The sequence below is a fragment of the Burkholderia sp. LK4 genome (genome assembly GCF_001043615.1).
Lineage (GTDB): Bacteria > Pseudomonadota > Gammaproteobacteria > Burkholderiales > Burkholderiaceae > Burkholderia > Burkholderia cepacia.
In genome coordinates this window covers 74,853-85,475 of the sequence record NZ_LDUL01000037.1, presented here as the reverse complement: position 1 = coordinate 85,475, position 10,623 = coordinate 74,853, and the positions used below count along the sequence as shown (strand labels likewise).

The 10,623-nt window shown below is 69.8% G+C and carries 11 protein-coding genes; 8 read left to right on the top strand and 3 right to left on the bottom strand.

The features are described from left to right. The first annotated feature begins 105 nt into the window (after positions 1 to 105). From VK92_RS19920 to VK92_RS19900, 5 genes are all read left to right on the top strand, one after another. Complete coding sequence (locus VK92_RS19920) at positions 106 to 963, top strand: LysR family transcriptional regulator (RefSeq protein WP_048022268.1); 858 nt, start codon at positions 106 to 108, stop codon at positions 961 to 963. 41 nt (positions 964 to 1,004) lie between these two features. Next, on the top strand, positions 1,005 to 1,928 hold the full coding sequence (locus VK92_RS19915; protein ID WP_021156299.1) for a DMT family transporter: 924 nt from the start codon (positions 1,005 to 1,007) through the stop codon (positions 1,926 to 1,928). Between the two features lie 67 nt (positions 1,929 to 1,995). Continuing rightward, positions 1,996 to 2,775: a sensor histidine kinase gene (locus tag VK92_RS19910; protein WP_021156300.1), complete on the top strand. Its 780-nt coding sequence runs from the start codon at positions 1,996 to 1,998 to the stop codon at positions 2,773 to 2,775. A 76-nt stretch (positions 2,776 to 2,851) separates the two neighbouring features. After that, the gene (locus VK92_RS19905; protein WP_021156301.1) at positions 2,852 to 4,195 is read left to right on the top strand and encodes a hemolysin family protein; all 1,344 of its coding nucleotides are present in this window, start codon (positions 2,852 to 2,854) and stop codon (positions 4,193 to 4,195) included. Between the two features lie 31 nt (positions 4,196 to 4,226). Then, on the top strand, positions 4,227 to 4,811 hold the full coding sequence (locus VK92_RS19900) for a thiamine phosphate synthase (RefSeq protein WP_048022296.1): 585 nt from the start codon (positions 4,227 to 4,229) through the stop codon (positions 4,809 to 4,811). 70 nt (positions 4,812 to 4,881) lie between these two features. On the opposite strand, the gene VK92_RS19895 is transcribed toward VK92_RS19900, so the two are convergent. Next, positions 4,882 to 6,534, bottom strand: a complete 1,653-nt coding sequence (locus VK92_RS19895) for a DUF3459 domain-containing protein (protein WP_048022295.1) — start codon at positions 6,532 to 6,534, stop codon at positions 4,882 to 4,884. A 305-nt stretch (positions 6,535 to 6,839) separates the two neighbouring features. Here VK92_RS19895 and VK92_RS19890 point away from each other — a divergent pair, with 305 nt between their 5' ends. Together VK92_RS19890 and VK92_RS19885 are read left to right on the top strand one after the other, a co-directional pair. Further along, positions 6,840 to 7,547 carry a class I SAM-dependent methyltransferase gene (locus tag VK92_RS19890; protein WP_048022266.1) on the top strand — a complete coding sequence of 236 codons (708 nt, stop codon included), beginning with the start codon at positions 6,840 to 6,842 and terminating at the stop codon, positions 7,545 to 7,547. Between the two features lie 139 nt (positions 7,548 to 7,686). Next, positions 7,687 to 8,355 (top strand): glutathione S-transferase, encoded by a 669-nt coding sequence (locus VK92_RS19885; protein ID WP_048022264.1) that lies wholly within the window; start codon positions 7,687 to 7,689, stop codon positions 8,353 to 8,355. Between the two features lie 24 nt (positions 8,356 to 8,379). Here VK92_RS19885 and VK92_RS19880 read toward each other — a convergent pair whose 3' ends face one another. Continuing rightward, positions 8,380 to 9,033, bottom strand: coding sequence for a DUF1345 domain-containing protein (locus VK92_RS19880; RefSeq protein ID WP_048022262.1), 654 nt, complete (start codon positions 9,031 to 9,033; stop codon positions 8,380 to 8,382). Between the two features lie 138 nt (positions 9,034 to 9,171). Between VK92_RS19880 and VK92_RS19875 the strand changes: the two genes are divergently transcribed. Beyond that, the gene (locus VK92_RS19875; protein ID WP_042972649.1) at positions 9,172 to 9,903 is read left to right on the top strand and encodes a metallophosphoesterase; all 732 of its coding nucleotides are present in this window, start codon (positions 9,172 to 9,174) and stop codon (positions 9,901 to 9,903) included. 24 nt (positions 9,904 to 9,927) lie between these two features. Here VK92_RS19875 and VK92_RS19870 read toward each other — a convergent pair whose 3' ends face one another. Beyond that, positions 9,928 to 10,623 carry an RES family NAD+ phosphorylase gene (locus VK92_RS19870; protein ID WP_048022260.1) on the bottom strand — a complete coding sequence of 232 codons (696 nt, stop codon included), beginning with the start codon at positions 10,621 to 10,623 and terminating at the stop codon, positions 9,928 to 9,930.

The following is a 10,623-nucleotide window of genomic DNA, read 5'->3' as shown; positions in this document are numbered from 1 at the left end:
TTGACGTTGACGTTGACGTTGACGAACGGAAACACAGCGTCAGGTTAGGTGCACCGAACTATAATGAACAGTCATTGATGAATATTTCATCCATTTACATCGAAAATGAAAGTCCTCGACCTCGATGCCGTACGCGCGTTCGTGCTGGTCGCCGATCTCGCCAGCTTCACGCGCGCCGCCGATGCGCTCGGCACCACGCAGTCGGCCGTGAGCCTGAAGCTGAAACGGCTGGAAGCACACCTCGGCAAGCCGCTGCTCGCGCGCACGCCGCGTGTGGTCAAGCTGGCCGCCGACGGCGAGAATTTCCTGCCGGCCGCCCGCGCGCTGCTCGACGCGCACGACCACGCGCTCGGCGCGATCTCGGCCGGCACGCACCGGCTCGCGCTCGGCGTCAGCGAGCATGTCGCCGTGCCCGACCTGCCGGCCGTGCTCACGAGCCTGCATCGGCAGGACCCGGGGCTGTCGCTCGAAATGCATCTCGGAACGTCGACGAACCTGCTCGCGCAATACGACGAACGCCGGTTCGACGCGGTGATCGTGCGGCACGAGCCGGGCGAAGACCCGCCGCGCGAAGACGGTACCTTGCTGTTTTCCGAGCCGCTCGCCTGGCTCGCCGCGCCGGACTGGGCGCCGCGTGCGGGCGAGCCGCTGCCGCTCGCGGTGCTGGCCGGCCCGTGCGGCGTGCGTGCGGCCGCGCTGCGCGCCCTCGATCACGCGGGGCGGCCGTGGCGAGAACGCTTTACGGGAGGCGGTGTCGCGGCGGTCACGGCCGCCGCTGCCGCAGGGCTTGCCGTCTGCCCGCTCGCACGGCGTGTCGCGCCGCGCACGCTGGCCGACGTCGGCGCGAAATTCGGGCTGCCGCCGCTGCCGCTGTCGCAGGTCGTGCTGTACTCGCGCGTGCGCGACCCACGCGCCGCCGCCGCGCTGCGCAGGTTTGCCGACAGCCTTGCAATCTCGGCGTAAACTGACGGGTTTCGCCGCCCGCAATCTCCAGAAGAATTCCAATGAAGCCCGAAGCCCGCAAGCACCTCCGTGCCAACCTGCTGATGCTCGCCGCCGCCGCGATCTGGGGTTCGGCTTTCGTCGCGCAACGCCTGAGCCTCGACGTGATCGGACCGTTCCTGTTCACGGGGCTGCGCTTTCTGCTCGGCGCGCTGGTGCTGGTGCCGCTGCTGACGCTGAACACGGCGTCGCGCGCGCAGCTCGCGGCGATCCGCCGTGCGCCGGCGCTGCTGCTGCCCGGTCTCGCGCTCGGCGGGCTGCTGGCGGTATCGATATCGCTGCAGCAGATCGGCCTGCAGTACACGCGCATCGCCAACGCGGGGTTCATCAGCTCGCTGTACGTCGTGATCGTGCCGCTGATGGGTGTGTTCGCCCGTCACCGGATCGGCACGGGCACGTGGTTCGGCGCGCTGCTCGCGGCGATCGGCCTGTATTTCCTCAGTATCGACGAGCACTTCTCGGTGCTGTACGGCGACTGGTTCCAGCTCGCCGGCGCCGTGATCATCGCCGCGCACGTGATGGCCGTCGGCCATTTCGCCCGGCGCCACGATCCGCTCGTGCTCGCGTTCCTGCAATTCCTCGTGTGCGGCGTGGCGTGTCTCGCGGTCGGCCTCGCCGTCGAGCCGGTCAGCGGCGCCATGCTGCGCGGCGCACTGCCGACGCTGCTGTACGGCGGCCTGTTGTCGGTGGGCGTCGGCTATACGCTGCAGGTCGTCGCGCAACGCGACGCCGCGCCCGCGCACGCAGCCGTGATCTTCAGCATGGAAGGCGTGTTCGCGGCGCTCGCCGGCTGGGCCGCGCTCGGCGAAACGCTGACGCTGCGCGCGCTCGTCGGCTGCGCGCTGATGCTGGCCGGCCTGCTCGCGTGCCAGTTGCTGCCGAACGGCGACGCCCGGAAAAAGGACGAGGACGCACTGCCGGCGTGACACGCACCGTCCCTATAATGGCGGTTCGCGTGACAACCACGCCAACCGCTTCCGACAGGCCCGCTCCGTGACGTCCACTTCCGTCGATCCCGCCGCCGACCTGCTGCGCGAACGCGCAGCGCACTACGCCACCCAGGCGGCGCTGTTCCTGCGCGACCAGGCGCTCTCCACCGCGTCGCACGACTTGCGCAGCCCGCTGAATGCCATGCATAGCTGGGCATACGTGCTCGAGCGCCAGCTCGCCAACGCCGATCCGAACCTGCAGCGCGCGCTCGCGGGCATCCGCACCGGGATCGACCAGCAGGTCGCGCTGATCGACGACGTGCTCGATGCGCCGCGCGCGGAAACGCGCACGCTCGCACTCGCGCCGCAGCCGTTCGCGCTGCGCGCGCTGCTCGACGACACGCTCGCGCTCGTCCGTTTCGCGCTCGCCGACGCACGACAGGTCACGCTCGACGCGACGCTGCCAGACGGCGAACCGTCGCTGACCGCCGACCGCGAACGCATCGCGCAGGCGCTCTGGACGATGCTGACGGTCGCGGTCGAAGCCAGCGCCGCCGGCGGCCGCGTGACGTTCGCGTGCGCGCGCGACGGCGTGCAGTTCACCGCGCGCGCCACATGCACCGTCAACGCCGACACGCTCGCCGATCCCGCGCAGCCGCACGCGTTCGAATCGTTCGCACGACGCGAGCTGCTGCGCGAGCGCGACGCGAAGCGGGTCGCGTGGGCGCTTGCGCTCTGCCAGCGCGTCGCGCTCGCACACGGCGGCACGTTCTCGCACGACGCGTTCGCCGATGGCGCAACCGCCACCGTCACGTTCTCCGTCCCCGGCGAGGCGCCGGTGTAAGCCAGCGGCCGCCCGATATATTACGAATTCCTTTCTGGCTCTATACTGACGGGCCTGTCATAACCGGAGTGATTCTTTGTTACAGATCTTCGCGCTCATCGGCGCGTTGTTCCTGGTGGCCCTGAACGGGTTCTTCGTCGCGGCAGAATTCGGCCTGGTCAAACTGCGTGCCACGCGCGTCAAGACACTGGCCCGCAAGCACGGCCTGCGCGGCCGCATCCTCGGCATCGTGCACGGCCGGCTCGACGCGTATCTTTCCGCGTGCCAGCTCGGCATCACGCTCGCGTCGCTCGGCCTCGGCTGGGTCGGCGAACCGGCGTTCGCGCAACTGCTCACCCCGCTGCTCGACCTGATCGGCGTGCAGTCGGAGCGCGTCGTGCACCTGATCTCGCTGGTGTTCGCGTTCTCGCTGATCTCGTTCCTGCACATCGTCGTCGGCGAACTGGCGCCGAAGTCGATGGCGATCCGCCAGTCGGAGAAGGTCGGCCTGTGGGTCGCGCTGCCGCTCTACGCGTTCTACTGGGCGATGTACCCGGCAATCTGGGTGCTCAACAACAGCGCCAACGCGGTGCTGCGGCTCGCCGGGCTGTCGGCCGACCATGGCGGCGACGCGCACTACTCGACCGACGAATTGAAGCTGATCCTGCGCAGCCGCCGCAGCACGGCCGGCAACTCCGCGCAGCCGGCGCGCGGCACGTACAGCAACGACGAGTGGAACACGCTCGCGCATTCGCTCGATTTTTCGTCGATGACCGTGTCGGACCTGATGCGGCCGGCCCATGAAATGATCGGCCTGCGCCGCGACCTGCCGCTGCCCGACAACATGGAGATCGTCGCGCGGCACCGCTTCAGCCGCTATCCGCTGTTCGAGGATGCATCGCGCGAACAGGTGAGCGGGCTGATCCACCTGAAGGACCTGCTGCTCGCGCGTCACGCGGGCGCCGCGCTCGAAGACCTGTCCGACTACGTGCGCCCCGTGCAGTACGTGAAACCCGACACGCCGGCCCTCGACCTGTTCCGCCGTTTCCGCAAGGGCGCACCGCACTTCGCGCTGGTCGGCAACAAGGGGGAGAAGCCGATCGGCTTCCTGACGCTCGACAACCTGCTCGGCGCGCTGGTCGGCCAGATCCACGACGAGTTCCGCCAGGGCGACGCCGACTGGAGCCGCCTCGACGACGGCACGCTGATGGGCAAGGGCAGCCTGCCCGTCGTGTCGCTCGAACAGGCGCTCGGCATCGATATCGACGAAGGCCGCGCGGAATCGGTCGGCGGCCTCGTGATCCAGGCGCTCAGCGACCTGCCGACCGAAGGGCAGCGCGTGTCGTTCGACCGCTTCGACGTCGTCGTGAAGAAGATGAACGGGCCGCGCATCGTGCTCGTGCGCGTCTACCCGAAGATCGCGAAAGAGGCCGACGAATGACGGCCGCGCGTGGTTGCCGCCGCCGCACGCGATGAACGCGACGCTGCCGCGCTGCTGCGTGATCACGCCCGAGCCGGCGTCCGCGTCGGCCGCCGATTGCGCGGCGTTCCTCGACCGGCTGTCGGCCGTGCTCGCGCGCGGCGAGACGCTCGTGCAACTGCGCGTGAAATCGCTCGACGCAGCCGCGTTCGCGCGGCTCGCCGCCGCGGCGCTCGCGCGCTGCGGCGCGGCCGGCGCACACCTGATGCTGAACGGCCCGATCGATGCGGCCGGCGTGATGCGGCTCGACGGCGCCGGCTGGCATCTCGACGGCCGCGCGGTGCGCGCCGCCGCGCAGCGGCCGTTGCCGGCCGGAAGATGGGTGTCCGCGGCCTGCCACACGCGCGACGACCTGCTGCTGGCCGCGCGCGCCGGCGCTGATTTCGTCACGCTGTCGCCCGTATTGCCGACGCTCAGCCATCCCGGTGCGCCGACGCTCGGCTGGACGCAGTTCGGCACGCTGGCCGCCGAGGCCGCGATGCCCGTCTTCGCGCTCGGCGGCATGAAACGGTCCCACCTAGACGACGCACGCCGCCACGGCGCACACGGCATCGCGGGCATTCGCGGGTTCTGGTAGTCCGGGGATTTCCGGCGACGCAACCGGGCGCAGAGGCGCCCGGCCGTTCGGACATTACCGCCTCACGTCGTCATGCGTTCAGGTTCGGGCGCACTCCGCGCCACGCGCCGTCGTCGATGCGACGTGCATCGTGCGTGAGCGCATACCGGTTGACGTCACCCGTCAGCCACGCGACGAGCGAGTACGGCGGCAACTCCCCTTCATCGACCCGGTCGCGCGCACGCGCCGGCGTCTCGAACACGACCCGCCCTCTCGGCGCATCGAACGGCACCGCCTCGGGCGACAGGTTCAGCGCGATCGTCAGCGTCTCGTCGTCGGCGAGCCGCCATGACGCAAGCAGCGCGTCGGCATCGCCATCGCCGTCCGACTTCAGCGCACGCGCATCCTGCGGCCGGCAATCGGACAACCTCGGCGCGATCAGCTTCGCGCGCACCGCCAGCGCCGACTGCACGAAATGCGCGCGATCGGCGTCGCGCGCGGTTTCGTCGAAGATCAACGGGATCTGCGGCGTGAGCAGCGACAGCGCAAGCGCGGCCAGACCGGCCTCCTGCCCGTGGTCGCCCTGCCCGCTGTCACGCCACGCGCCATCGGACAGCACCAGCGACGTCAACGACAGCCCGCTGTCGGCGGCCATGCCCTCGCCCGACCCGGCCGGCTGGAATGCGGCCCCGGCCGCGGTCAGCGCGCGGGCGAGCGCGTGGATCGACTGGTGCGCGGAAATGCCTTCATGAGCCGACGTGTCGCGGCCCGTCAGCCGGTGCAGCGCGCGTTCGCCGCACCCGTTCCACTGCGCATCGAAATGGGTATCGGCAAGATGCGCGGGATGCCGCTCGCTGCCGAGTACGAGGTGGATGAGCCGGTCGGCCGGCACCGCCGCACGCACGCGGTCCGCGATCTCGCGCAGCCACGACACGCCGATCCGGTCGGCTTCGCGCAGGCGCAGCCCGTCGCAACGGTACTCGTCGATCCAGTACAGCGCGTTGTCGCAGAAGAAATCGCAGACTTCCGGATGATCGAGCGCGAGCGGCGACGCCTGCAGCGGATCGTCGCGCGTATGGAAGAACGGCGCCGCGTAGTGGCGCAGCGCGTCGGTGCCGCTGCCGAAGCGCGCGTAGTCGAGTTCCAGCAGCACCGCGAGACCGTAGCCGTGCGCATCGTCGATCAGCGCCTTCAGCGCGTCGGGGCCGCCTTCGGCCGCGAGCGGCGCGAACGGCAGGCTGTCGTGCGGCGACGCGAGCAGCTCCAGCGCGGTCACGCCGAGGCGCGCGAGTTGCGGCAGGCGCCGGCACACGCCGCCGAAGCCGCCCACCGCGTGCGGGCGAATCGCATAGAGCGAGATGTCTTCCCATGCGCGCCCGCGCCAGAACGTGTTGCGCCACGTGAACGCGCGCGGATCGACGACCTCGCTCGGGCCGTCGAGCCCCTCGGGTTGCGAGCGCGACGCGGGATCGGGAATCGATACCGTATCGTCGAGGCGATAGCGGTAAAGCGCCCCCGCGCCGCAATCGGCAAAGACTTCGAACCAGTTCGTGCCGGCAGCCGTCATCGGAACGAGCAACGGGCCGAAACCGGTATCGAGTTCGAGCTGGACCTGCGTGCTGCCCGGTGCCCACACGCGAAAATGCGTGCGCTGCGTCGCGCAGAGCGCGCCACAGGGCTGTGCGCCGAACGGCAGGCAGTGAATGTAGTGCTGCGCATACGGGTCGTGCGGACAATCGGACATCATGCGCTCCTCGTGCGTACCGAGCGGCATGGCCGCGCCAGCGGCGCGGCACATCGGGGCCCGGCATGCGACGGCCAGGCGGGGGGAAAAACGAGTATGCGCCGGATTCGCCATCGCGATGCAACGTCCCCGGACATTATTAAATGCGAATCGACCCCTGGAAAACCCGCAGTCCGGCAAGCGTCGGCGAGGCAGGTAGCCCGCATACCGGAATGCCTGCTCGCCTTGTTGCACCGGCCGTGCCCGCTTACGCTCTGCGCGATGCGCGTGGACATACCGTCCGCGCCCGACCCGAGGAACCCGCCATGTCGCTTCCCGCCAGTGCCGCCAAATTCGATCCGGCACGCGCACACGAATACGCCGAGCAATCCCGCATCGCACTCGCCGGCTACGATGCCTGCCACGAACTCACCGCGTGCATGCTCGCATCCACAATCGCCGCACCCGACGCGCGGATCCTCGTCGCGGGCGCGGGCGGCACGGGGCAGGAAATCTGCGTGGCAGCCGCGCTCGAGCCGGGCTGGCGGTTCACGGCCGTCGACCCGTCCGGGCCGATGCTCGCGCTCGCGCGCTCGAACGTCGAGGCCGCGGGCTGCGGCGCGCGCACGGCGTTCGTCGAGGACGGTGTCGATGCGTTGCCAGACACACCCGCGTTCGACGGCGCGACGCTGATCGGCGTGCTGCATCACGTCCCGGGCGATGAAGCGAAGGCGGCGCTGCTGCAGGCGATCGCGCGGCGCCTGAAACCCGGCGCGCCGCTCGTGCTCGCCGGCAATCATCGCCGCTACGCGGACCACCCTCGCCTGCTCGACGCATGGCAGCAACGCTGGCGCATGAAAGGCGCGACGCCCGACGCGGTGCGCGCGCAACTCGCGAAGATCCTGCAGGGCGCCGATCCGCCCGCGTCCGAGGAAGCCGTGTTCGCCCTGCTGCGCGACGCGGGCTTCGATGCGCCGCTGCGCTTTTTCGCGAGCCTGTTCTGGGGCGCGTGGATCGCCGTCCGGCGCGCGTGATGGATCGGGGCGGTCGGCCAGATGCGGTCGGCTAGAAGCGGTCGGCTAGAAGCGTCGCGCCACGTCGCGCGACGCGTTTCGCTTGTGCGCCACCCGCGCTGGGTATGATGTCGTTCCCGCCCCCACTTCCGGCGTCGACATGCTCACCGTCCATCACCTGAACAACTCGCGTTCGCAGCGCGTGCTCTGGCTGCTCGAAGAACTGGATGTGCCGTACGAGATCGTGCGCTACGCGCGCGACCCGAAGACGATGCTCGCGCCGCCCGAGTTGCGCGCGATCCATCCGCTCGGCAAGTCGCCGGTCGTCACCGACGAGGGCCGCACGTTCGCCGAATCGGGCGCGATCATCGAATACCTGGTCGAACGCTACGGCAACGGGCGCCTGGCGCCGCCGCCCGGCACGCCCGAGCGGCACGACTACACGTACTGGCTGCACTATGCGGAAGGATCGGCGATGCCGCCGCTGCTGCTCAAGCTCGTCGCGCTGCGGATCGCGCATGCACCGATGCCGTTCTTCGCGCGGCCGATCGCGCGCAAGATCGCCGACACGCTGCAGTCGGGCTTCGTCGATCCGCAGATCGCGCTGCATCTCGGCCATGTCGACGGTGCGCTGCAGCGCACCGGCTGGTTCGTCGGCGACAGCTTCAGCGCGGCCGACATCCAGATGAGCTTTCCGCTCGAGGCCGCGACCGCGCGCGGCGGCGACGGCCGGTTTCCCGCGATCGCGCGCTTTCTCGACGCGATCCACGCGCGGCCGGCCTACCGGCGCGCGCTGGAGCGCGGCGGCCCGTACGAGCTTCTCAAATGACGCGGCGCACGACCGCGGCCCGCGTCAGCTCAGCAGGCCGGCTGCCACGTTGATCGACAGCCCGAGCACGGCCATGTTGAAGTAGAACGACAGGATCGACTGCGCGAGCACGGAGCGCCGCGCGGAGCGGTTCGCCAGCGACACGTCGGCCGTCTGCGACGCGACCGCGAGCGTGAACGCGAAATACAGGAAATCCCAGTAGTCGGGTTCCGGATTGCTGTCGGGAAAGCGCAGCGCGCGGTCGTTGGATGGCGAGCCGTAATAGAGGCGCGCGTAGTGCAGCGTGAAGATCGTCGGGATCAGGAACCATGCGCCGAACAACGTCGCGCCCGTCACCGCGTAATGGCCGAGCCCCGCGCGAAACCCGACGCCCTTGGCGGTCGCCAGTTCGATCGCGATCGCGGCCACGCTCGCGACCGTCGCGAGGCAGACGACCGTCAGCACGGTCGTCGCGCTTTCATCCTCGCGGATCGCGATTTCACGCACCCTGGAATGGTGCGCGGTGACCATGCGCACCCACATCAGCGCGAGATACAGCCAGATCGCGCAATCCCAGCCGATCAGCGCACGCACGGTCGGACGCAGCGGAAACGGCAGCAGCACCGCGCACAGCACGCCCGCGACGAACGCCGCGACCATGCGCGGCCGGTTGCGTAATACCTGCGGATAAAACGTCATTGTGTGATTCCGAAAGCAGATGGAAAGGGTTCGGCCGACGCGCGGGACACCCCCGCCGCGCCGCACCGGCGGGTAGCGCCCCGATTATCGTCATTCCGTCGTGACGTGGCGATGGGCGCGAGCGCCTAAGATAATGGGATGACTGCCACCGCCCCCCTCTGCCACCATCCCGCGAATACGGCCGGCCGTGACTTCGTCGTCGGCGACCTGCACGGCTGCGTGGATGTGCTGCGCGCGCTGTTGCACGACACCCGCTTCGATCCGGCTCGCGACCGCCTGTTCTCGGTCGGCGACCTCGTCGACCGCGGCCCTGCATCCGAAACCACGCTCGATCTGCTCGACCGCCCGTGGTGCCACGTCGTGCGCGGCAATCACGAGGAAGTGCTGAGCCTCGTGGCGCGCGGCAAGCTGTCGCCCGACGCGTGGCGCGGAATCGGCGGCGACTGGGGCGCCGACCTGCCGGCGGAACGGCTGCACGCGCACGCGGCGCGCGTCGACGCGCTGCCGCTGGTGCGCGTGATCGGCGACGGCCCCGGGCGCTTCAACGTGCTGCATGCGGAATTCTTCGGCTCGGACGCCGATCTCGACACGGGCAACTATTCGCACGACGTGCGCGAACGGCTGATCTGGGGCCGCGATCTCGTCCAGGGGCTCGCCGATCCGGCGCGGCAGGCCGGGCTGTCGCTGACCTGCACCGGGCACACGCCGGTGCGCGCACCGCAGCGGATCGGCGCGCAGTGGTTCATCGACACGGGTGCGTTCGCACCGGCCGGGCGGCTCACGCTCGTCGAGCCGCGCACCGGGCGCACCTGGTCGATGACGCAGGCCGAGGCGCGCGAACGCCACGCGGGCGACTGGCCGTTGCCCTGATGCCCTGATGCCCGCGCGCGCACGCTAGCCGACCTGGTTCAGTTCGAACACCGCATCGACGGCCGAGCCGTTCCAGTTGTATTCGAGGTAGGCCGCGTGATGGCAATCGCGCAGCAGCGCGGTGCGGAACGCCGCCAGGCACTCGCCGCGCGGGTCGCGCACCGACGGATAGACGATCCCCGCACCGCCGGCATTGCGCACCGCGCGGCCGAGCGCCTGCCCGGCGCTGTAATCGAGCGGGTGCAGCAACGCCGGATCGCGTTTCGGCCACATGCGCACGTCAGCCACGTCGCCTTGCGCGATCACCGTATAGAGCCGCATCTGCTGGCGCATCGGCGGCTCCTTCGTCGCCGCCAGGAACAGTGCGCTGTGATAACGCGTTTCGGCGATCGCCGTATCGCGCGAGCGCGCGCAGTAGAACACGCCGTAGCTGCCGTCGGAAAAACGGCTGCCCTGCGGATTCAGGTGCGTGAACGCGGCCATGATCGGCCCCCAGCCCTGCCCGTAGCGACGTTCGGCGGGCGGGACGAGGTCGAGCGTGCCGACTTCGTTGCGAATGCGGTCGTTGGTCAGCGATTCGAGCGCGTAAAGCGCGTCGAAATCGTCCGCCGACGCAACGCGGTCGAACAGGTTGATTGCCGGAAAACGGGTGGGGATCACGCGATAGGCAGGCGCCCAGTCGACCGCGGTCGTGGGCCATTGTTGTGCTTGGATCGGCAT

Bases quoted from the DNA above. Each gene is read 5' to 3' on its own strand.
- VK92_RS19920 (WP_048022268.1), top strand. From the start codon at position 106: ATGAAAGTCCTCGACCTCGATGCCGTACGCGCGTTCGTGCTGGTCGCC.
- VK92_RS19915 (WP_021156299.1), top strand. From the start codon at position 1,005: ATGAAGCCCGAAGCCCGCAAGCACCTCCGTGCCAACCTGCTGATGCTC.
- VK92_RS19900 (WP_048022296.1), top strand. From the start codon at position 4,227: ATGAACGCGACGCTGCCGCGCTGCTGCGTGATCACGCCCGAGCCGGCG.
- VK92_RS19895 (WP_048022295.1), bottom strand. From the start codon at position 6,534: ATGTCCGATTGTCCGCACGACCCGTATGCGCAGCACTACATTCACTGC.
- VK92_RS19890 (WP_048022266.1), top strand. From the start codon at position 6,840: ATGTCGCTTCCCGCCAGTGCCGCCAAATTCGATCCGGCACGCGCACAC.
- VK92_RS19885 (WP_048022264.1), top strand. From the start codon at position 7,687: ATGCTCACCGTCCATCACCTGAACAACTCGCGTTCGCAGCGCGTGCTC.
- VK92_RS19880 (WP_048022262.1), bottom strand. From the start codon at position 9,033: ATGACGTTTTATCCGCAGGTATTACGCAACCGGCCGCGCATGGTCGCG.
- VK92_RS19875 (WP_042972649.1), top strand. From the start codon at position 9,172: ATGACTGCCACCGCCCCCCTCTGCCACCATCCCGCGAATACGGCCGGC.
- VK92_RS19870 (WP_048022260.1), bottom strand. From the start codon at position 10,623: ATGCCGATCCAAGCACAACAATGGCCCACGACCGCGGTCGACTGGGCG.